Origin of the sequence: Chryseobacterium sp. ZHDP1, assembly GCF_018603435.1 — a bacterium.
Classification (GTDB): Bacteria; Bacteroidota; Bacteroidia; order Flavobacteriales; family Weeksellaceae; genus Chryseobacterium; species Chryseobacterium indicum.
The window spans coordinates 4,543,445-4,567,913 of sequence record NZ_CP075682.1 but is presented as its reverse complement, the minus strand read 5'-3'; the positions used below and the strand labels follow the sequence as shown (position 1 = coordinate 4,567,913).

At 39.4% G+C, this 24,469-nt stretch carries 13 protein-coding genes and 3 tRNA genes; 5 read left to right on the top strand and 11 right to left on the bottom strand.

Annotation, left to right across the window (positions count from 1 at the left end; all coding sequences use genetic code 11):
- Positions 1–355: 355 nt before the first annotated feature.
- The 5 genes from KKI44_RS21115 (at position 356) to KKI44_RS21095 (ending at position 17,098) form a co-directional block, all read left to right on the top strand.
- Positions 356–706, top strand: a complete 351-nt coding sequence (locus KKI44_RS21115; RefSeq protein ID WP_214589004.1) for a hypothetical protein — start codon at positions 356–358, stop codon at positions 704–706.
- 73 nt (positions 707–779) lie between these two features.
- On the top strand, positions 780–1,094 hold the full coding sequence (locus tag KKI44_RS21110; protein ID WP_214589003.1) for a hypothetical protein: 315 nt from the start codon (positions 780–782) through the stop codon (positions 1,092–1,094).
- Between the two features lie 41 nt (positions 1,095–1,135).
- The gene (locus KKI44_RS21105; RefSeq protein WP_214589002.1) at positions 1,136–4,789 is read left to right on the top strand and encodes a hypothetical protein; all 3,654 of its coding nucleotides are present in this window, start codon (positions 1,136–1,138) and stop codon (positions 4,787–4,789) included.
- A gap of 36 nt (positions 4,790–4,825) precedes the next feature.
- Positions 4,826–6,184 carry a hypothetical protein gene (locus KKI44_RS21100; RefSeq protein WP_214589001.1) on the top strand — a complete coding sequence of 453 codons (1,359 nt, stop codon included), beginning with the start codon at positions 4,826–4,828 and terminating at the stop codon, positions 6,182–6,184.
- Positions 6,185–6,202: 18 nt separating this feature from the next.
- Positions 6,203–17,098, top strand: coding sequence for a LysM peptidoglycan-binding domain-containing protein (locus KKI44_RS21095; RefSeq protein WP_214589000.1), 10,896 nt, complete (start codon positions 6,203–6,205; stop codon positions 17,096–17,098).
- Positions 17,099–17,333: 235 nt separating this feature from the next.
- Here the strand turns inward: KKI44_RS21095 and KKI44_RS21090 are convergent.
- From KKI44_RS21090 to KKI44_RS21040, 11 genes are all read right to left on the bottom strand, one after another.
- A tRNA-Asp gene (locus KKI44_RS21090) sits at positions 17,334–17,407 on the bottom strand.
- A 32-nt stretch (positions 17,408–17,439) separates the two neighbouring features.
- Positions 17,440–17,513: transfer RNA gene (locus KKI44_RS21085), tRNA-Asp, on the bottom strand.
- Between the two features lie 35 nt (positions 17,514–17,548).
- Positions 17,549–17,622, bottom strand: a tRNA-Asp gene (locus KKI44_RS21080).
- A 133-nt stretch (positions 17,623–17,755) separates the two neighbouring features.
- The gene (trxA, locus tag KKI44_RS21075; protein WP_076392215.1) at positions 17,756–18,073 is read right to left on the bottom strand and encodes a thioredoxin; all 318 of its coding nucleotides are present in this window, start codon (positions 18,071–18,073) and stop codon (positions 17,756–17,758) included.
- Between the two features lie 85 nt (positions 18,074–18,158).
- Positions 18,159–19,334 (bottom strand): cysteine desulfurase family protein, encoded by a 1,176-nt coding sequence (locus KKI44_RS21070; protein WP_214588999.1) that lies wholly within the window; start codon positions 19,332–19,334, stop codon positions 18,159–18,161.
- A gap of 117 nt (positions 19,335–19,451) precedes the next feature.
- Positions 19,452–20,039 carry an HAD family hydrolase gene (locus KKI44_RS21065; protein WP_214588998.1) on the bottom strand — a complete coding sequence of 196 codons (588 nt, stop codon included), beginning with the start codon at positions 20,037–20,039 and terminating at the stop codon, positions 19,452–19,454.
- A gap of 71 nt (positions 20,040–20,110) precedes the next feature.
- A complete protein-coding gene (locus KKI44_RS21060) occupies positions 20,111–20,836 on the bottom strand; it encodes an SDR family NAD(P)-dependent oxidoreductase (RefSeq protein ID WP_214588997.1) in 726 nt (241 codons plus the stop codon).
- Between the two features lie 5 nt (positions 20,837–20,841).
- Positions 20,842–22,158, bottom strand: a complete 1,317-nt coding sequence (locus KKI44_RS21055) for an FAD-binding oxidoreductase (RefSeq protein WP_214588996.1) — start codon at positions 22,156–22,158, stop codon at positions 20,842–20,844.
- Positions 22,155–23,042, bottom strand: coding sequence for a decaprenyl-phosphate phosphoribosyltransferase (locus KKI44_RS21050; RefSeq protein ID WP_214588995.1), 888 nt, complete (start codon positions 23,040–23,042; stop codon positions 22,155–22,157). The genes KKI44_RS21055 and KKI44_RS21050 overlap by 4 nt, the downstream gene beginning before the upstream one ends.
- Before the next feature lie 107 nt (positions 23,043–23,149).
- Positions 23,150–23,839, bottom strand: a complete 690-nt coding sequence (locus tag KKI44_RS21045) for an OmpA family protein (RefSeq protein WP_214588994.1) — start codon at positions 23,837–23,839, stop codon at positions 23,150–23,152.
- A gap of 23 nt (positions 23,840–23,862) precedes the next feature.
- A complete protein-coding gene (locus KKI44_RS21040; RefSeq protein ID WP_214588993.1) occupies positions 23,863–24,357 on the bottom strand; it encodes a lipocalin family protein in 495 nt (164 codons plus the stop codon).
- Positions 24,358–24,469 lie beyond the last annotated feature (112 nt).

The following is a 24,469-nucleotide window of genomic DNA, read 5'->3' as shown; positions in this document are numbered from 1 at the left end:
AACCATTAATTACATAAAAAAGATATACTGAATCTCCTGCCAGGCCGCTATGATTATTACTTTTATTTACCTTTAATATTTATTTTACAGGAAGCTCAGTTCCTTAAATGCACGTGTTTTTATACGTTTATATAACACTGATAGTCAGTTAAGTATAAATACGCAGTTTATAAATTAAGTATTTTCACTTAACGGTGTATTATTTTATTTTCTTTACTTTGAGTTGTTCTTTAATGAATCTTCTATTACATCAACAAGGCAAATTTTAAAAAGCCGGGCTGTAATATTTTTTAATAATTGACTTCTTTGACATAAGTAATTTTAAAATATTTTTTAAACCTTAAAACTAATAATTATGGCATCACAAAATCCAGTAATCAACCAAAGTGGAAGTGCAAGTATTAAATCAGGTCAATTCTGTACCTGGAATACGGCAAACGGTACAAACTCTACCATCACCATTGCTAACGCCAGCAGAAGTAATGTATTAAAATTTGCTATTTCGGGAGCTCCGGCAAGTGGTATTATTGTAGACAATGCAGGTCAGTCGACAACACCTTTCGACGGGGTGTATTCTTTGAAGCCCAATTCTCCAAACATCGTAGTTACAGCTTTTGGTGATTTTGGCGGTTCAACAGTTACCATCACCAACATTACCAATGCTCAAAATGATGCTGAGGCAAGTATTCAGTGTCAAACAAGCTAATTGTAGCGGTAAACTCCGCTTTCAGATTCTCTTATTATTTATTCTTGGTCATACTCTGGCAACGGCTCAGGGTATGGTCAAGTCTAAAGCAGACACTGTATGGCTTTCCCGATATGAATTTGCACAAAAGCAAACCAACAATGGAAGCGATTGTATCTGTTCTATTACCAATAACAGTCAGGCTAATATAGCCACATTTGTATTAACCGGCGCACCAGATACAAGTACTATTCAACTGGACAGTACGGCAACGTTCAATGGTACACACTATTTAAAGCCCGGTCAGCAGGCAATTGCTGTAGGCAACTTTGCCGGAAAAACAATTACAGTATTAAATCTGTCCCTTTTAGATGTCGTGATTGTTGTTATGCTATTCTGCCCCGGTTAAGAATTTACTGTATCCTATTTTGATAAAAAACAATTATTCTTATGGCACAATCCGAAACAGAAATCATATTCAGCAATGAAAACTCCGGAAACCCTGCGCTGTATATATACAATCAAATAGGGCAACACTGGACTGCTTTATTGCTACCGGAAGGATCTGCTTATACTGATCCTGCTATTACCCTTCAGACTGCAGTACAGCAACAGGTCTATTTTCTTTTTGCCAAAACAGCTCCCGCCGATCCAAGGACCTTTATAGAGAACTACCGTTCTTATCTGCTTACGTTTCGTCAAAACGTAACAGCCAACCTTACAGTTGTATGGCTGAGTAACATTAATGAAAAACCTTCTGATAAAAATACGACCGTTATTAATTTTGCTCAATATGGAGCCAATAAACCTTTTGTAGTAGGGCAGACATTTAATACTACCATCGGAAATGGTTTTGCTACGCTTACCATACTGAACAATACCACTATGACATTACAGCCGGAAACAACTCCGGATGCTTTACGGCTTATCTGGACTCCAGGCAATCCTAACATGAACTTTGCGAATAAAGTACTTGGAGCCAGTTCGCTCTTCAACAGCGACATTACGATTCCTTTCAGCGGTCCGGGTACAGGATCTTTTCGTTTTTCACTGGGGCTTAATATGAATTTGGACTTTACAGCATATGGCTTACAAAATAAATATTATTACGGCAACAGCAAACCACGTTCCTGCTTCTCTTATCCCATGCTGAAAACCGGCAATGGCAATGATTATTTAATTACCCAGACCGAAATAGATCTGCTCGATATAGCTAATAATAACGGACTGAATACCTATTTTGCCATCACTGGCCAGATCTACAATACACTTAGCGGTCAGAAAAGATCTGCTTTCCTGCTTAGTAATTATGCTATCAATACCGGCTACCCTCTTACTTTATGGCCTTTGGTAAACATGGTAGATTCAGGTGCACCTGTCAATAATTTATTTCCGACAGACTACAGCGCACGTTTTGTAATATCACCACAGGATGCAGCAGGCGCCGATCCATACTACCTTTCACCGGAAGGCGATTTTTATCTTGATCCAGGAGCATCACAAGCTGCCTTTGCCGATGAAAACGGGCAATACAGTTTGCTTCCCGGACTTTCAGGTACTGAGATCATTACCTTTACTCCTTATAAAAATAATAACGGTACTGTTACCGGCGATACTATACGCTTTATTTCAAAGCAGGCCGCCTTTGCCGCTAATTTTCCGGGGCAGGAAGTTTCACTTGCCAATCCGGGGACAGGTGCTCCCACTCTCGACAGTACCTATCTCACGGCATGGGCTAATATTGTTACCCAAATTTCCGGCAATGTGCAATATGCTTCACAACCTCAGGGGGCTTCTTTATTTGCCAAAGATCATGGTATAGCGTCATCTGCGAATAACATCACAGGATTTCTAGGGTTTTATGAGCCTTCGGTAGATATGCCGCAAGACAACAATTTTGCAGTGCCATTGGTGCCTTATCTTGGCATAAGTACTGTATCTTCTTCAAGCTCACTAGATATAAATACATTTGAATCCAAGGTGCTCAGTGCAGAAAGAAAAGCATTGATATCAGCCGCCTTCACCGTACCTCGTTCCAGCAAGAGTCTGGCAAAAAGAAGCATGGCAGAAGCGGAAGCAATGTCTTACACTGCCTCTGCTACACCGCAGGGAATGGTTGCCAATGTAAATAATGACGGCAGCTGGAGACTACTAAATCTGGCGCAGAATACCGTAAATAACGGTTCTCCTGAATATCTAAATCCCGAAGGGCAAATACCGGCAAAACCTCCGCAATATCAGCTCAGTTTTATTAATCTGATGCCTCAAATGCAGAGCGCATTTCTTACCAATCAGCAGTTTCTGGTAATGACCAATAATCAATATTTAGGCAATTTATTCTCAACGATGAATACATCAGGCGGTGGCTCAAGCAATCAAGCGGTGTTCAACAATAAAATGTCTATTGAAGACTGGCCTTTTGATCTGAATGTGGGAACAAGTAATACTTACGCCGACTATAATAATGTTTTAATTTTTAAATTCTGTCAGGGCAGCATTATTGATCGGGTAAAAAATCCGAAAGAATGGACTCAGGCTAATGCGTTTAATATTGATAAAGACAATACTGATCCCAATGCTTCTTATAACCAGCTGGTTGCCGTATCATCGTGGCTTCAGGATTATTTACAGGCAGCTGAAGATGCATATAACGCCGCTCTCTTAAATCCTGCCTCCGGACAGCTTGAATATTATCGGAAGTTTCATTCCATTATCAATGATCCTAATTGGAATGGCATTCTGGCTCTTAAAGCAACAATCGATCTAAAAGAATTCCCTCAACAATTAAAAGGACTAATCAGCGGTATTAACCTTAAAAACTTCTATGCACATCATTTTGGAATAGAAATAAACCGTGTAGATGCAAGCGGTGTGATAACTATGGATCCTGTAAGTTCTTTGTTCGGGTTGATAAATTATGTTGATCCTGCATATGCCCAGCAAATCTCACAGGGATTAGATCCTAATAAGCCGATACAGCCTGCAGCAGGCGCTACTTATGATTTTAAAGTATTGTTTCTACAGGTACTTTTTGAAAATACAGCCATCAAAGATTTTGCCAGTAAGATACAGCTTACCATGAATAATCTCTTCTCTGATAAAGTAACTCATACAAACAATCCTTACGGTTCAGGCAGTCTGAATACAGTGGTACTCAATGGCACTTATCAGGATCATAATGGCACTCCTGTATATGTTTTTGATAATAAAGATGATAATCTTTTCTTCTTTGACAGTAATCTGCTTACAAATGTAGAAATTACCAAAATACAGTTCAACACACTCACAACCGATCCTGCAGCACTCGATATACAATCGAGGTTTACCATGTGGGGCTACCTTAACTTCGATACAATGATAGCTCCGGCTTCCGGCGAAGGGGAAACAGATTATCCGCTTGATACTTTTTCTTTTGGGATCACAATAAACAATGATACTTTACAACAAGGGCTTAATTACAGCAACCTGTATGTAAATATGTCATTTAATCTAAATACGCCTTCAGTTACAACTTTTGCTTTCGATGCCTCTCAGATTGCTTTCAATTCATCACAAAGCAATGCCAGACCGAATAGCCTTTATCCTAATTTTGCTTTACAGATCAATAAGCTCTTGAGTGGCAATGAAGAATCGGCTCCATCAGGACAAGGGTATTTAAAGCTTGCATTGCCCGGCATCAATGCCACGGGACTTGCTGGTAACTGGTACGGATTACAGATGACACTTAATATGGGCTCACCCGGAGAGCTTGCCAGCAGCGCAGGTTTTAATGCCAGTCTTCTGATTGCGTGGAGCCCCGGATCTAAAAGTGCGGCTCCCGGCTACAATGCATTTGTAGGTATTAAGCTGCCCGGTACTTCCAGTAATGCTAAACTTCTGAGCATACAGGGTGTATTAAAATTATCTATTGATAAACTGAGTTTACAATACGTAAAAGACCAGAACTCATACCTTTTGACCTTATCTAACATTGCTTTGAAATTACTGGGCATTTTGAAATTACCTCCCGGAGGAAATACGGATTTCCTATTGTTCGGCAATCCCAATCCGGGTGCTACCGCTAAAAGTCTGGGTTGGTACGCTGCTTATAATAAATCAGAATAAATTGCCTTAAATCATATGTAAATAAAAATAACAACCATGGCAAGAATACTCTACTGGAACATACGGCAATTCGCAATTAACAAGATCGACGCACCCCGGGCTAAAAGGAGATGGGATGGATCTTTTATTATTCCTCCGCAACCGGGCTACAGAAAACGAGTGATAAGAACGACAATCACTCAGAACAAACCCGATATTTTTGTCGTAGTGGAAACATCTACCGGAGCAGGAGCTGCAGGTACTTTAATTTCTGCCGGCGGTGCTGATGGAAGCATATTTCTGCTACAACAAATGAGAACCTGGTTTCCGGGTGACGACTGGCGGCTTATTCCCCCGCTAAGACTGGGACAAGGAAATGTTCAGGAGGGTATCTCCGTATTTTATAACCATGCCAGAGTACAATTTACAGGTCCATGGGGATGGCAGGGCGATGGCAACCCATCTGATTCGGTTGCTAACATAGGACTGGGAAACCTCGTTAACTATGGTCCTCCTTGGGTAAACCTTCTGCCTGCCGGCAATGCACCTGCCGGACTTAACACAATTAACCCTGGTGTACCCTATAGGAAACTTGCGGGACAATGGCTTTTTCACGGACCTTTGGCTGGCGGTGTTGCTCCGGTATTAGGCTTCCCTAATGCATTTAACAGAACTCCTTTCTTAACTACTTTCTGGGAACCGGGAGCAGGAGGTGCAGCAGGCAAAATGATTAAATTATTGGCTTTCCATGCTTCACCAAAAAAACAGCAGGCTGCCGATGGAACCAACCAATTATCCAATATTCTTGAAATGACTACAGATCTTGCTGCCAATCAGGTAGGAGTTATTGTAGGAGATTTTAATGTAGATTTATTTAATACTCACTTTGAGCCCATTGCTTACGACCGTTTACTTGGTGCTTTTCCAGCAGGTGTTGGCTATACCCGTCAGATTAATCCTACCGCTAACATATGGCCAGACAAAGGATATGTTTGTACCATGCTGAGGTCTCATAACAGTGCCAGACCTTGGGCAACGAACGGCTATCCGGGGTATGAATATGTAATACAAGATACATTCTCAAGTGTAGACAATATTTTAACACGTTATGGCGGAGGTTCGGCTGTTGGTCCTGCAACCAACATTACCATAGCCAACAGAGTTACAGGAACACCATACAACAGAGATGTGCCGGCTATAGCGGGAGCTCCACAAGGGAGTTTGATTTATAATTCTGCCATGGCATTAGATGGAGGAGGATTACCTTCTGCACTCCCTCTTCCTATAGCCGGACCCACAGGACATGGCGGTGTTGTTCCCGGAAATATAGGAGCGCTGACTTCTTTTGTTGGCTGGAATAACTACCGAAGAATCATCAGTACCAGTGACCACATGGGATTAATTGTGGACGTTTAACAGAATCATTTTATTATTATGAGCTTATCCAATTTAGTTACTATATTTAAAAGCCAGGCTGCTGCCAATAGCGGTAATATTACTATTAATGCAGCATCTTTTACCGATTCAGGCTTAATTCCGCCAGTTGGGCTGGATGAATTGCTGTCTCAAAGTTATCAACTTCCGGATGGCTCATTTTTGTTGATTGATACTTCCGGTACTTCTATTCCTGAGCCTGTAGGAAATACATTAACAATCTCCGATGCTACGGCAGCAATACTTAATGTAGAAAAGGCAAATACTTCAGTTACACTGACTATTACAGCAAACGAAGCGGATGAAGTTCAGTTCACCATACAAATTAATTTGTCCGACTGGAAGTTTGCCACCAGCTGGCAATACATGACGGGCGGCGTATTCGATAATCTTCCATACACCTCCCCTTCCTTCATTTTCAGTACTCAGGACACAGCCATTTTCAGCTGGAAGCAAAAAAATATATCTTTAACGAAGGGGCAAAACTTTGCATCGCTTATTACCCTTACCCAATGGCTTAAGCCTGTCGTAAACTTTTTTACTTCATGGTCATCTTCTACCAATCTGGCTTTGGCAGGAAGTATAGATCCCTCTCAGGTTAATAACGAAGACATTATTTATCCCGAGATGAATTTATTTGTGCCTATTGATGCAACTTTAATATCATTAGGTTTTCTCAATGTCAGTAACCCCGGAGTTGGATTTCAGATTAAAACAGAAGAAGAAACGGTTACAGCCGATCCGGAAGATGAAGGAGAAGCATTACGTCTGGAATATGAACCTACAGACAGCTTAACACCAGCAGAAGGAGAAACACAAAAAGTACAAACTCCTATCCTCTATTTTAGTTTGCTGTTGGCAGCCGGAAATTCTATTGTACTGAATTTTAGTGCTGCTGTAGAATATGAATCTTCTTCTTTTACCCTGAATGTAGACTCTGAGCCAGACAAACCACTCACACCTCTCAACCTGTTCGGTCTTATGGCTGGACAAAATTGGTTTCAGAATATTCCTCCTACTTTACAACAGTACCTCAACAGCATTGCATTCAAAGGATTTAACACGGGGCTGGATTTTAACAACGGGCTTACTATTACCAGCGTTTCCTCTTTTATCGGCTCCAATGGAGCCTGGACGCTTTTTGATAATTTTATTATTCAGCAGTTTGATGTTAATTGGGTTATTATTAATCCTGGAACTACCAATTCACAAAGTTTATATTTCAGTGCTCACGTAGACTTTTTTCCAATCATATTTGTTGGCGGTTTCGATGTGGAAATTACCTCAGACCTAACCCTTTCTGCTGCCTTTGCAGGATCTGTTACCTTCAACAATTTACTGTCTGCCATTACAGCAGGAGCCATTACTATTCCAGATAATCTTTTACTGGTTGAGTTTACTGCTTTCGGGATTAATATGGATATTAACAGTAAATATTACGAGTTTTACGCGAATGCTAATATTGATCTGAATTTCATTACAAACGTTTCGGTAACGGATGGTACGTTACTGCTAACTTCTTCTTCGCCCGCGAGCGGTACCGGTCCAAGTATATTTACGGCAAAGGTATCCGGATTGTTTGCCATTGGTAAATTACAACTTAATACCGATGTAAATTATAATTCATCGGACGGATGGAACTTAAGCCTTGCAATGCCGGAAAGCAGTAACTTAAATCTGGGAGAGCTCATTAAGCAATTATTCCAGTCTATCAGTCTGCCTACAAGCTTTTTACCAGATAGTCTTAATATTACTCAATTCTCACTGGATGCCACAATTCCCAGCGGAACGGGAAAAAGCAGCTACGAGGTAAAAGGAGGATTGCAGTGGATCTTTACCTTTCCTATTATTGATCAGCAGATCAATATCATTGCCAATCTTTGGCTGAAATATGAAGCCGCGAGCAATGATTCTACATCCGGTAAATATTCCGGTGGTGTTTTAGGAAGTGTAACATTAGAATACTTCAATGCTACTGTCGGTATAAGCTATAATTTCGCCGAAAACAATCAGCAGCTTGCTATTACCTGGGAAGGCTTTACCGCTATGTATGATGTAACCGGAGAAAGCCGTACAATTGTTTTCTCTATTAAAAACTGGACATTGGGCGGGTTAATTACCTCTTTTATGAAGATGTTGTTTAACCCTACATTTGAGCTCGATGCACCATGGGATATACTCAACAAAATAAGTCTGGATGGATTCTCGGTTACATACAACCTCGACACGAAAGATATTAAGGTTAATTACAAATTACCTAAAACATTAGACCTTATATTCATCAATATCAATGGAATTAATCTTACCAAAAATCAGAAAGGGGTATTTATCACTTTCGATGGGAATTCTGTTGTTCCTTCTATTAACGAAAGTAATTTATTTAAACCAGAGACAGGCGGACAGGACATTCAGAAAATGCCTGATGTTCCGGGACAAGGCACACAGTATTTCGATTTGCGTCTGCTGGCAATGGGTCAGCATGTAGAATTGGTAAATCCTGCCCAGTACAACTCTATCAAGGATGTAACAAAAGCTATGCAGGAAGCTTTTACCGAACCAAAACCGGGTACCATTCCTATAGGATCGGGCTCCGGCAACACACTGCTTAGATTCAATGAAGACAGCAACTGGCTCATCGCCACCAATTTCGGGATATTGAATGCAGGAACAAAAGAGAAGCCTGTTTGGACTCTCGATATGCAGGTGGTATTTAATGATCCCAATCTCTATGGTCTGCGCATTGCTATGGCAGGTGGAAAAGCCAAAGTATTTGAAGGGCTGGATTTTGAGATCATGTATAAAAAGATCTCTGAATCCATTGGCGTATATCAAATGGATCTTACCCTTCCTAATGCTTTACGTTATCTGCAGTTTGGTGCGGTCAATATCACTCTTCCTTCCATTGGTATAGAAATTTACACCAATGGTGATTTTACGGTAGACATCGGCTTTCCTTACAATATGGATTTCTCCCGATCATTTACAGTACAGGCAATTGTGCCTCCGGGTATACCGGCTATGGGTTCAGGGGGAATCTATTTCGGAAAGCTCAGCAGTGCTACAACCAATAAAGTCCCTAAGACCAACTATGGAAACTTTAATCCGGTAATTGTATTTGGTATCGGCTTGCAGGTAGGTGTAGGATATAGCGTAAACTATGGCTTACTCAGCGCCGGCTTCAGCGTTACCATGTTTGGTGTTATTGAAGGAGTAATAGCAGCTTATTATCCTTACAGCGGCACTTTACAGGAAAGCAATAAAGAACAGGTAGAAACTTCATATTATTATTATCTTCAGGGTACTATAGGGATTATCGGTAAATTATACGGTTCTATAGACTTTGGTATTATATCGGCAAGTGTAAACATTACCGTAATGGTATATGCACAGGCAACCTTTGAAGCTTATAATAAAATACCATTGGCTATTGTAGCTTCTGTAGATGTAAGGGTTTCTGCTAAATTAAATCTAGGAATCTTCTCCATTACCATTCATTTTACTTTTACAGCAAAAATTAGATTTGATCTTACCATCGGCACGGATCAGACAGCCAAAGCTCCCTGGAATAATAATCTTTCGGCACCAAACGCTGCATCCCGTATATCTTCACCTGCAGCCGAATTTCGTATTGCTCCTGCCCGACAGGCAACACCACTTGATGGCGCCAGACCTGTTTCTTTTGCAGTAATGGATTCATTCGATATAACGGAGCTGACAGGCTCTGATATAATGGTGATGCGCCGTTCGCCCAATATGCCCATCAGTTATCATTCCGTTTTGGTAGAAGATGACTCTGAACTCCCTGTGCTTAATTTATATTTTGTACCCCATTTAACAGTAGCAGGACCTGAAAACGGAAATCTGCAGAACCAGACAGCACAATATGTAGCTACTTTATTCATCGATGCTCCCGATCCTTCGGGTGACGGTAGCGGAACTACAACTTCCTTTGAATATCTATGCTCTGATTTTTTCCGTTGGCTGATACTGAACTACATTGATCATACCCCTTCGAAGTCTTCCCGTGGAGAAGTAGAAACTGAAGGTATTTCAAAAGCTGATCTTGATGCATTAATCACATTCCTTTCAAGCGAAGAATATCCGTTTCCTATTCCTACCAATGACCTGCTAAGCTTTCTTCAAAATAGTTTTCAGGCATTAAATGTACAATTATTACAAGAAGATCTTGCCGCCGCAGCAATTTTCCCAATGTTTTTTGATCTTGAACTGAAAGTACCAGATATTGCATTGGACATCCAGTTCAATAACTATAATATGGCTACACAGGAATACCTGTCTGAAGTAAAAAAATGGTTTAATGAACTTGCCGTAAAGGTACAGGAAGAAACATCTTCTGCCGCCAGATTTATGACTTTGGAAGATCCTCAGCAATGGAGTATGTCTACTTTTGTATTTGAAGACTACTTTGTACTTATAGGGAAACAACTGGCAGGTTACGCATCTGATGCTATGGATAATTTTACTTACCGCATCAGCAATGGTAATAGCTTGTCGGCCATGGTAACCTGGGCAAACAGCATTACTGTAGATGGAACAGGCAATAAAGTAAATGTTCAGGATATTGCGACAGCTAACCAGACACATCCGCTTAATGGAAAAAATCCTATAGCCATTACCGGCATAATGTACAATATTTTGGAAGGTGATACTTTTACTTCGATAGCTGCCATATATGCCATTACACCTTCAATGTTAATCACAGAAAATGCAGCCGTTCCGGGATTACTGGCTCCGCAAACGATTACTTATCATGGAAATGCATATAATGTACAATCTACAGATACCATTAACACAGTTGCTGCAGGTTTAAATACCACACTAAATGATCTTGCTTCGGATAAAGATTTCCAGAGTACAGCAGTGCTCACAACAGGTAACTGGCTGATTATTGGCGCGGCACTTTACACCGCAAAAAGCGAAGATACCTTTAGCAGTATCGCTACTGTTATCTATAATCATCTTGATACAGCGGCTTTACTGATGCAGAACCAGATCACTTCAGGCCTTTTCATTGCAGGCAACAGCTTTGAATACGACGGTATAAAATATGTAATCGTACCGGGTGATACCCTTACCAGTATGGCAGCAGCTATTTCTGTATTAAAAGGAACTACGATTACACCACAGGATCTTGCAGGTAATATCCAAGTACAGGCACAACAAGTGCAGCCTCTCGGTCAGGTATTAATTCAGCCTTTTACCCACACTACTGCTGAATTCACCGATGCAGTAAACGCCGACACGCTTGATGCATTGGCACAGAAATACAATACCACAGCAGCCTTATTGGCTACCAACTATGCCAATCAGCAGCAAAATAACTTTTTCTACAACGGAGAAGGATTTACCAATGCCAATATTCCGGGTCTGCAGTATTTAACTGTAGGCAGTATTCTGGAATACTTTGCCGATAATAACTCCTATGGACAGTTATCCGGTATGGCATCTCGTTATCAGTTACATGGTATGCGTCTGCCTACGAATCTTCCGGGGCTTACCCTTGCACAAGGTTCTCCCTGTACAGGAAATAATTGTGCCCTATATTCCCTTACCGGTCAGGAGTTTGCCCTTCCGGCTACAATACCTGCCGATTTCTCTATCCAGCTCATCAACAATTCATTAAGCTGGCTTAAGTTTAACGGAAAATCAATGGATGAGGAAGGCGGAAATATATTAAATGTAAAGCTGACACCTGAAGATATTAATCAAATTGGCACCTTGCTTAATTATGCACAGACAAAAGGGATAAAGCCAGACGTTCTGGAGCTCGCACCTATGAAGCCTTTCAACCTTCAGCCTGTACAATATACTTTCCAGACAACTACAAAGTGGCAAACTTCCGGAGCATTAAACCTGCCTTATGGGTCACCAGACGGTCAGAGCAGCGTATCACCACTTATCTGGCAATTTCCTTCAGGTCTGCTCAATCAGCTGGCACTGCCTAAACAAGCAGGTTCTGAATTCAGTATACAGATCGGTCAGTACGATGCAGCTAAAGGAGTAATGGACTACTGGCCATCCTCCTATTACGGATGGAGTACGATGATAGATATAGAACTTAAACTTCTTGATACTGATTCCACCGCTCCTGTAAATGCTTACAGTTATGAATTATTAGGTGCAAGCGAAGCCGGTGCTAATATCCTGCAAAGACTGTTGTTAGCATTAAATCCAAAATCTTCCAATAACAATCTGGATAAAATAGTCGATATACAATGGTTGTATGAAGGCTCAGATGGATTATTGTCCGTAGGTATGGAACACATGAAAACCTTCATCGTACAGGCTAATCTTTCCACAGAAACAAATCCTGACAATGATGCCATGAAAATGATGGCTTTGGAAGTAACAGAAGAAAAGCCAGATACAGGAATACTGAACAGTATTTATGATTTCATACGCATGTTATGGGAATGCAGCATTACCCGTTCCGGAGGATATTATCTTATGTATAATGAAACTGAAGGTAATACAGGATTTCCTTCCAGTATTTTTGGAAAAGGAGATAATGCGAATGTACGCCTGCTTGTTACCTATAGCAGCCAGTACAATAATAAGCCTACAGATTACATGAACTGTGCAGTAACCGGTGATAAAATTGATGCTAATTCTTGTGTGGTATATGCGCAAAGTGAAATGCAGGAAGGACTATCTTATTATGTGAATAAGCCAGAAGATACGATTGATGCAATAACTGCACGCTTCAATATATTACCTGCCGAACTGGTAGATCTTAATAAAAAAGTGACACTTAACACGAAGGCTACTGTAAATGATTCTTTAAAATATGATATTCCGACTATTATATTTGATGGATTGGTATGTGAAATAGGTGTTAGCGGACCGGGAAATACGCTGACTTCAATTGCAGCTTATTATAATGTGGAAGCAAGTGCTATACAACAACTCAACCCAGACATTCCTGACTGGAATAATCTTCCGCTCTGGCAGCTGATACTGTTGCCTCAGGTGCAATACACCATCAGTGCGGAGGGTAAAGCGGGTCTTACATTTGAAACCATAGCTGCCTATTATTTTATCGATATGGCTTCCATGGCTTGGGCTGCAAAAGATGTAGTCAATATTTTTATGACTTCAACCATGCTTACTATCAATGATCAGATCATGCATAAAGTAACAGCCGTTCAGCAAGGTACTGCAGGTTTTGACCTGAACAGAACCAACCCGAACCCGGATCCTGAAAATCAGCCGAAGATCACTGATCCTGATTATGCAGAGGTATATCTCAACAATATGTTCAATCTTTTAAGCTATCAGATCGTAGAAAACAGCTGGTTCGGTGAAAGTGTTGTGGGCTTACCTGCTGGTCCTGCCAAACCACAAACACAAGATGATGTACTGGGTAAAACAGACGATAATGACACTGAAGATGATCTGATCTGGTATTACAATCAGATTGTGCCTATTGCCAAATTTGCTAAAACGAACCCATTTATGACTTATCCTGCCGGCTATCCGCAGGAAGAAGACAATCCGTATCGTGGTATCGGTCATCAGGTACAGGTACATTTTGACTGGGTAGATTATTATGGTAATGTAACAGTAACTCCATTTAGTGATCCGGAAATGGATCCCTCTACTCCGGTAAACAATCCGCCTATTCAAATCGGCTACGTGGATGAGCTGAAAGGATTGGGTAAATGGCCAAGTGTGGAGTTAAGTTATTTGTTTGATCTTGACCTCAATCATAACCCTGAACTTAAAATAGAATTTAACTTTAATATCCAGCGTTATAATGATTTGCCTGATGTACCGGCAGATCAGCAGCAAGACTGGAAACAGAATGCCGCTAATGATCTTGTAACCTATACCAATATATATTATCAGTTAACACAATTAAATCCGACAGACGGTAAGAATACTTTAACGATTACACTAAGCACATCCCTTACACCAGGCAAGACTGTTGATCTGTCTGATGAACAGTTTAACCAGATGCTGCAGTTTGTAAAAGATATTTATACTTATCTATCCGCACGCAGTCAGGGTAATGAAGCAACAGCACCTGTAATGAGCCCCATCACAAGTTCTGTGAATATAGAGGATATAGATACACACTCTATCCTTCAGCTCACTGTGAATCTCGACTTTTACCGTGACCTTAAATACGTTAACACAGATTTTAAAGATAGTGATCTGGTTACCCGCGCTCTTACTCAGGTAAAGCCGAAAACCATGTCTACAACAGTGAAGGACGGTACAGATCCTCAATACAGCCTCAACGAATTTGCTGCTTTATTCGAAGCTGCTTTCTTAAATGCCGGTAATTATGAACTGAAAATTGCCATTGGTACCAATGCTGCAACAGCAGGCGGTGTGAATAATCAGGCAGTATTCGTAGTACGCATGGGGCTAAAATCCGGGCAGGGTATTTACTGGAAAGTTAATCAGGCAGGTACTTATAAGCTGACTACAGAATCCATTACACAGCTTACAGCTGAAGGAGTTCCTGCAGAAGTTACCACGGCTATCAGCTCTTTGGTAGACACTTTTTATGAAAACAGGGGTCAGTTCGATATTGCGTTACAACAAAAACTGACTGAAAAACAGTTTTCCCAGTATCGCATCAATATCTATACCTATAGCTTACTGAATGCGGTATTCTACGCTCCTAAACCATTAGCAACGAGTCTTGTTTCTAAAAGCGGAGTCCCTATATGCAAATATATCACGGGTCAGGGTCTGGATTGCAGCAAAGGGGAAATACAGACTTTTACCGGCATAGATATGGACACATGGGGTGCACAGTCTCTTAATGCTATTGATGTATTCCTGAGTGCAGACTATGCAATACCTGCTTTCCTTGTAGATCAATTAAAAGCAGATGAAGAAGAGGCATGGCTGGCTACACAGGGGATTGAAGCGACCACTTATTTACAGGCTATTACCAATGCTAAAACCACACTTGCTGGTGCCATAGCTTCAGAAGTAGAACCTGTACTGAAGGCGCCGTATGTTTCGTTCGCAACAGGTGACAACACAAGTCTCGGCAATGCAAGAGAAAAATTTGAGCAACAATTGCTTAACCAATTAGGCAATGCCTATACCGTAAATGCTCTGGTTCAATTTGAAGTAACTGCTGAATCAGACTTCAGAGCAGACAGCAACTACAAAACACCACCACGACTGTATGGCACACCGGTGATCAATAACAAAGCAGACGGTGATGCAAAAGAATATAGTATTTCTACATCCAAGATACAGCTAAACGAAAAAGACGCAACGGATACAGATTCCTTTCTTACGTTCAGTTTTACCACCAAAAATGCAAAAGAGTTTACCAGTGTAGATCTGGATATGACTTATGTGGTAACCCACGTGGAATGTGACATCAGTGATGTAGCCGGTATCAATGGATATCAGGGTTCCAACTGGCTCACCTTCATTATACCTGCTGATGTAAACAGCCTTGGTGGCGATAATCCTGTTTCAGCATCTTTACAGCAAAGTTTAGGTATCGTGGATATTCCGGTAGTATTGCGTAATTATCCTACACCTCCTACTCTCACTACGCAGACCGGTAAAAGTGTTCCCGTATCAGGAGATAATACAAAAACACGTCTTGCCAAAGCATCCGAATGGAATTTTATGTATTCCTATACTGAAGATCAGGCAGCACAGGACAAAATATTTTCCGATATTGAATTCAATACCGTGCCTGCTCTTTCTGCAAAAATGTATGGAAGTCCTGCACGTGATCTTTTCAGTGATCTGGCTCAGTTTGTGACTGTATGGCCACAGGTATTGGATGATTTCAACAGCTACCTGAAGATGATTACCGCACAATCAGACAGCACTGATCCTAATCTTACCAATGCTTATTATGCTTTGCAGACGATGGTGAGTTTAACAAATAACCTTGCTATTGCATGGAGCGAATACAATGGTTTACAAATCGATAATTCTGATGATAATTCTACGGCACGGGCTTACGACTTTATTATCCGACAGACAGATGATACTGATTTTGACAACCGTCTGCTCGTAACCATTGTTCCTGCTGCGGATATGTCTTCTGATGATCTTTCGCTCTACAGGGGTAATAAAGATGTATTTGAGGCTGAATTACCCAAAACGCCTTATGTAACTATTGACAACTATACAAAAGTGAATGCTACTGATAAAAACGGAACTCCTATTCCTAATGCATATTGGTATCAGGCGACAGATAAAACCTACCTTTCATGGGAAAAATCTTTCAATATTCCGTCCCGCAACGTTAATGTAGATGCGCTGAATGTCTTACAATTCCAGTATGCTTGGGCGGGTATTTCCATTATTCGTAATGAAGACCTTGTTCCGTACAACCCTACCGTTAATAACTTTATTTACCGTACGCCATTGGTAAGATTCTCTAATAAACTGATTCCTTTGCTTAACAGTAATGATATTTTTGATATTGCTAAAATTAATAATGAAGCAGGAGTCAATCTGTCGTTGGCACAGCAGTTGGCCAATTTCCTCAGCACTTTCTTTACCTACGATGAACTGGCAGAACAATTGCTAAAACTAAGTGTATCATGGAATTATCCATTATTGGCTACATCCGGAAATATTCTTCCTCCTATAGAATTACCCGTTTTGCTTGCCACTCCATTCATTTTCGAAATACCAAAAGATTATGAGATACCTGTCGGAGGTTGCCAGCCTTCGTTTAGTGAAGCAGATCCGTTTGTTTGCCGTCTTTCTAATGCACTAAAAACCTGGTATAACCAGCACAAACCTGTAAACAGTGGTGCATGGTTTCAGATTGATCTGGCGGTATTCTCATCTCTCAGCGAGAGTAAGCTGCCACTGATAGAGCTTAAAAATATAGTATTGTATTATAAAAATATTACGGATATGAACGCATGATCCTCAATAATAGTTTTCATTAAATAATAAAAATTCATTTAAGAAAGTTGAAATCTAAACAAATCAGAAAAAAGCTCATTTTCTTACTATTCAGAGATCTGTTTCTCCTTTCAAACAGGTCACTGAATAGGTAACTTTCATACCATGATTTTGGGTTTCATCTGGAAATAGATAAAAACAAAAGTGCTGTAAAAATATCTTTTTACAGCACTTTATTTTATTTGATAAATCATTGCGATCCGGACGGGACTCGAACCCGCGACCTCCGCCGTGACAGGGCGGCATTCTAACCAGCTGAACTACCGGATCAATTTTTTTAAAAGAAATTGAGAAAACTTCTGCGATCCGGACGGGACTCGAACCCGCGACCTCCGCCGTGACAGGGCGGCATTCTAACCAGCTGAACTACCGGATCAAATTTTGTTTTAAAAGTAAATTGAAAAACTTTTGCGATCCGGACGGGACTCGAACCCGCGACCTCCGCCGTGACAGGGCGGCATTCTAACCAGCTGAACTACCGGATCATGTTTTTGTTTCTAAAGAACTTCGTTTCTTTTTTGTGATGGCAAAAGTACAACTTTTTTCGTTACCTGCAAATTTATTTCAAAAAAAATGCCTTCCAAAAACGGAAGGCGTTCATTATCAAATTTATTTTTTTTACAAGTGAGCGCTTAATTTCTCTGCGATCACTTCTTTTGGAGCTACTCCTACTAATTTGTCAACCACTTCTCCATTCTTAAAAATAAGAACTGTAGGAATATTTCTGATCCCGTACTGCATAGAAATATCCTGATTGTTATCCACGTCTACTTTCCCTACTATTGCTTTTCCTTCGAAATCGCTTGCTACTTCTTCGATGATTGGTCCCAACGTTCTGCAAGGTCCGCACCATACTGCCCAAAAGTCTACTAATACCGGCTTATCTGATTTTAAAACCGTTTCCTGAAATGAGCTATCTGTAATTTCTAAAGCCATTTTTGTTTCTTTTATTTAAATTAATATTATTCTTTTATAATTTCTTTAATTGGATAATCAAAATTACGCTTTTTGAGTAATAAGACTATCTATGCTCAACATTTGTATTTTCTATAACAAAATCTTTAGAAATTTCTTTCAAAGCAGTAGCCAAAGCATCGATATCTTCTTTAGTGGTTAAATGGCTGAAGGAAATACGAAGCGGCGTACAGTGATCCATTTCATCTTCAGATAAAACCATCATCATCACCATAGAAGGTTTTGACGCTCCTGAAGAACACGCACTTCCCTGAGAAATCGCGATTCCTTTCATATCTAACTGTAGCCCGATTAGAGGATTTTTATACGGTAATAAAGCACTTAAAACCGTGTAAAGACTACCATCCTTCTCAGAACTCCTTCCATTGAATTTAATGCCCGGAATTTCCGCTGTAAGCCTTTCTACGGCATAGCTTTTAATTTCCTGCATATGATTAGTATAAGTTTCAAGATTTTTTAAAGAAATTTCCAGTGCTTTTCCCAGTCCTACAATTCCTGCTACATTTTCTGTTCCTGCTCTTAAGCTTCTTTCCTGTGGTCCTCCTGTAATAATTCCTTTTAAACCGCTTGATTTTCTGATAAACGCAAACCCAACGCCTTTTGGTCCGTGAAATTTATGGGCGCTGCATGAAGCAAAATCTACCTTAATATCAGAGAAATCAAGATTCATGTGAGCCATCGTCTGAACAGTATCCGAATGGAAAAGCGCATTATTTGCCTTGCAGAGTTCTGCCACTTTTTTAATATCGATAAGATTTCCGATCTCGTTATTGGCATGCATTAAGCTTACCAGAGTTTTCTTGTCGGAAGCTTTTAACAGTTCTTCCAGTTTATTAAGATCAATATCTCCTTTTTCATTGGGACGGATGTAGTTTACCTCTACTCCTTTTCTGCTTTTCATATCCAGAATACTTTCAGAAACGCACTTATGCTCAAGAGGGGAACTGATGATACGTTCTATTCCGAGCTGCTCAACAGCCGATTTTATGATCATATTGTTCGATTCTGTACCGCAGGAAGTGAAAATAATTTCAGCGGGCGTTACATGAAGATAGTCTGCAACCTGTCTCCTTACGTTTTCGATAAGAATTTTTGCTTCCTGACCAAAACTGTGCGTAGAGGACGGATTTCCGAAATTCATTTTCATGGTATCAACCATTGCATCGATAACTTCTTCCGAAAGTGGAGTTGTTGCAGCGTTATCAAGGTATACTTTATTCATTTTTACTTTGAAAATATTAGTTTCTGTGGAATATGTACAATCTGTAAATCCTACAAAATCAATAGAGTTATCGTTTTAAAATACTCTGTTTCGATCTGTTTATTTTACTGCCCAAAATTAGTGAAAAAATTGGTAATGTCCTTCATTTGCCCAATTCAACATTGGTTTATCTCCCGATGTATCTCCAAAAGCAATAATTTTATCGTATTTATGATTGCTGATTTCCTGCTGAATTCTTACCAGTTTTTCGTTTCCATTACAGTTTCTTCCCACAAAATTTCCGGTGAAAACTCCATTTCTGAACTCGGCTCTGGTGGAAACGAGCTGCATTTTAAAAGCTTCTGCAAATGGTTTTGCCCAAATGTCTAACGATGCGGTAACCAATAGACTCCGCGTATTATTATGATCTATATTTTGAATAAAATCCAATGCATTTTCCCTTACGATTTTAGGATAATAATGTTCAAAAAACTGTCTGGATTTTTTTTCGATTTTTTCCTGAGTCTGTCCTTTCAGAATGGAACCGATAAAGCTTTTTTTCACTTTTTCCGTATCGGCAAGTTTCAGTTTTAAAAGAACAAAAAGCGGAATATGCTTCAAAAACTGCAGACGAAATCTTGTAGAATCGTAGAATTTAAGATACATAAACATGGTATCTTTATACGTAAGTGTTCCGTCGAAATCGAAGCAGTACAGTTTTTTCATTGAAGTAAGTCAATTTTAGAATATTTATCTTTTAACGTAAAGATCGAAAGTATATTTTAAATAAAATAATTTTAAAGCTTTAATTTTTTAAATATAAATTCAGGAATATTGCGGATAATCATCATGATAATTCCCCAGATCGGCAAAACATAGGCTACGTTTTTCTGTTTTTTATAAGCCTTGAAAATAGATTCTGCTGCCTGTTTCGGGGTTGCGGTAAGTTTTGGATTCAAAGGTAAGCCTTCAGTCATTTTGGTTGCCATAAATCCGGGTTTCACTGTCATTACGTGAACTTTTTTATCGAAAAGATAATTCCTCAAACCACTTAAATAGGCTGTGAAAGCCGCTTTGGAACTTCCGTAAATAAAATTACTCTGTCTTCCGCGATCTCCGGCAACAGAAGAAAGTCCGATAATCGTTCCGGATCTTCTGCTTTCAAATTTCTGCGCAAAATAATTCATCACAGGAACCAGTTTAGCGTAATTGATATCAATAATACGTTGTGTATTTTTGTTGTCATACAATCCTTCTTCTGTTCCTTCTCCCAAATAGCCTGTCGCACAGAACAGCAAACCTGAATTAACAGCATCAAACTGATTATAATCTATGCTTTTCATAAGGTCAAGCTCTATCACTTCGGACTGCTGAAGAAATTTCACATCAATATGTCGGGCAAATCTTTCGGTCGTTTCTTTACTGGAGGTAAAAAGATAGATTTTTTCAAATCTCTCTCCTTCCTGCAATGCCTTTTCCACAAAAGCCTGTGCTACTTCCGATGTACTTCCTAAAACGATCATGTTTGCTAAATATTATTTAAAATTCTTTTATGCTGCAAAGACACAAATTTTGAGCTCTGAACATTTTTCAGATAATTGGTGAGCGAAGATCTGCTCATGCTGTCTTTGGTAAGGTAAATTTTACCGTTGTACTGCTCTACGATATCATCCAGCTGGTCAATCAGTTTTTTCAGTTTGGAATTCACTTTGAAGTCCAATGCTAAAGAATATCCTTCAAACGGAAAGGAATTGTAAGCTTCCGGATTTTCTTTTCCGTACAGCTTTAAAACAGCTAAAAAAGAACCGTTTCCGCTGTTGGCAATGGTTTCCAGAATTTTTTTCATTCCTTCTTTTCCGGATTCTTTGGGAATCATCATCTGATATTGGATGAAGCCGGATTTTCCGTAAATCTTATTCCAATCATGAACGAAATCAAGAGGATAAAAGAAAGTTTCATAATCGATAAAGTTTTTAACTTCCTTTTTAGACTGTTTTTTATAATAGAAATAATTGAAAATCTTTACCGTTAAAGCATTTAAGACAAATCCGGGAAAATAAAACGGAACAGTTGGCTCAAATTTTTTCTTTAAACGCAATGGTTTTTCTTTGAATTTCTGAGGCAGCTCGTGCTGAAAAGCGTGTTCTCCTCTCATCAGGATACTTCTTCCGATATTTTTACCTTTCTGAAGGCAGTCGATCCATGCTACAGTATAAGTCCAGCTTTCGCTTTCTTCAAACAGATTAAAGATCTCATCCAGATTTTCGGCTTTAATACTTTCCTGACGGATGTATGCCGATTCAATATTTTTCAGCTTGAATTTTGCCGTTAAAATAATCCCGGTTAATCCCATTCCGCCGATAGTTGCCCAGAATTTATCTGAATTTTCTTCTCTTGAACAGTTGATGATATCGCCGTTTTCGATCATCAGTTTAAATTCAATTACATATTCCGAAAAGCATCCTTCAGCGTGATGATTTTTACCGTGAACGTCAGAAGCAATGGCTCCTCCTACAGAAACAAATTTGGTTCCCGGTGTTACGTATAAAAAATATCCCTGCGGAACGGCAATTTCCAGCACATCGGAAAGCAGGACTCCCGATTCGCATTCGATAATTCCGTTCAGACGGTCAAAACTGATGAATTTATTTAATTTTTTGGTTGAAAATATATGCTCTCCCAATGAAGAATCTCCATAACATCTTCCGTTTCCTCTAGCAATTACTTCATTATGATTCTGAACAAATTCTTTTATTTTTCTGAAGCTGTCCTCAGACTTCATTTCTTTTTCCACTATGGGAAAATTACCCCAGTTGGTCACTTTTTGTACAAAATTCGGCTTCATTTTTTAAAGTAGATTTGAATTAAAAATGCAGCAACCCACAATATCAAGGTGATCTGAATGTATCTGTCTCTGTAAACAATCTTCGTGGGAGATTCGGTTCTGTTGTATACCAATGTCTGCTGTAAGTATCTTAAAAAAGCAAAAACAACAAAAATTACCGTATAAAATACTCTTGAATGAAATCTTGCCTGAACTTCAGGAGACAGGGTAAACATCAGATAACAGACAATTGCCAGAGTCACGGAAATGGATAATGCAATATCTGCAAACTGTACATTGTAGCCGTCTAATGCTCTTCGCGTTTTTCCGGAAACCTGCGCATTGATGAGTTCTCCCCGCCTTTTTCCTATGGCTAATACCAACGCAAGCACAAAGGTGAGTAAAATCGCCCATTGAGAAATGCTGATTCCCGTAATGTAGCCTCCCGATAAAACTCTTAAAACGAATCCCACAGCAATGATAGAAATATCAATAATCGGAACGTGCTTTAATTTGAATGTATACGCAAGATTCATTACAAAATAAAATCCTACGATGGTTGCAAATTTCCATAAACTTTCATGAAAATACATCTGGGCAAAGAAAACCAGTGCGATGTCCAGAATAATAAGTCCTGTAAAAATTCCTACCGCCTGAGATTTTGAAATGGCTCCGCTCGCCAAAGGTCTTCTTCTTTTTTCGGGATGTTTTTTATCTGCTTCAATATCGTTATAATCATTTAGAATATAAACGACACTTGCAGCCAAAGAAAAAATGATAAAAGCAAAGATGCTTTTTGTGAGTAGTTCGAGATTTTTAATATTACCCGAAAAGAAAAGAGGAACAAAAACAAACAGGTTCTTCACCCATTGCTCCACGCGGAGCAGCTTTAAATATTTCTTCATTTATGTTGTTTCAAATGCAAAAATAGTAATTTCAAAAAATATCACCATAAAAATACAAAAATAACCGCTATTGCGGTTATTCACGAAAATATTTATATGTTAAATAATTATTGACCGTTCTGTGCGTCGTTAATCATTTTTTCATTGGCGGTAATAGCGAATTCCACTCTTCTGTTTTTAGCTCTTCCTTCTTCTGTATCGTTAGTAGCAACCGGCATACTTTCTCCTTCTCCCAAAGCAAATAATCTGCTAGAAGAAATTCCTTTACCCGCTAAATAAGCTTTTACAGAATTAGCTCTTCTTTCAGAAAGACTCATGTTGTAAGAATCTGAACCTTTGCTGTCTGTATGCCCATAAATATTAATGTTTGTATCCGGGTTGTTCGTTAAAACCTGAGCCAGTTTATCAAGGTTTGTTTTTGCAGTACTTGTTAAAGCAGAAGAATTGAAATCGAAATTCACGATGCTTTCACTTAATGTAATTTTGATACCGTCTCCTACTCTTTCTACCTGAGCTCCCGGTAAAGTTTCTTTAATTTCTCTTGCCTGTTTATCCATTTTAGAACCGATAACGTTACCTGCAACACCACCGATAATACCTCCTAAAACAGCTCCTAAAGCAGCATTTTTACCTTTTCCTACGTTATTCCCCAAAATACCGCCTATTACAGCTCCGGAAGCAACACCTACTGCTGTCCCTCTCTGCTGATGGTTGGAATTCTGTACAGCCTCACAGCTTGTAAGCAATAAAGCTGATGATAAAAATAACGCTCCGATATATGTTTTTGTAAATTTCATCTTTTTATATTTTTTATGTTAAATTATTTCATTCCTGTTCTTTCGAAATTGTAAACTACTCTTACATTTTCTCCATCGAAAGGAATATTCTGTTCCAATGAGAATTGGTCTGTATTCTGGTTAGTCAGCGTCAAAGTATAACCTGCTGTATTTTGCTTTGCTTTTGTACCGTCAGCAATTTTTTTGAAATTAAATGTATTTCCGCTTACCACATCAATCTTAATCGGCTGTGTAAATCCTGTTCCGCAGGTTCCTCCTCCGTTTAATGTATACGCTCCTGTCCAGTTATTTGGAATCAGTCTCCAGTGGCTTCCTACGAAACACTGTGCATCTACACCGTCATCGAATGGCTTTACTTTGAACTTTTTATCATAATTTACACTGACGATCTGCCAGTCGCCTTTCATTTTCAAAAATTCTGATCTTTGTGTTTGGGCTGTTTTAGCATTATTCACTGTGGAACAAGACACTGCAAAAAGCGATGTTCCCAACATCCCTGCAAGTAGTAACTTTTTCATTTTGTTGTTTATTATTTTGTTACAATAAAGTTACAAAAAACCGTGCCAAAATTAATTATTACCAATAAAAAAAGTCCGAAAATTTCGGACTTTATATGTTTCTACCTTAAAT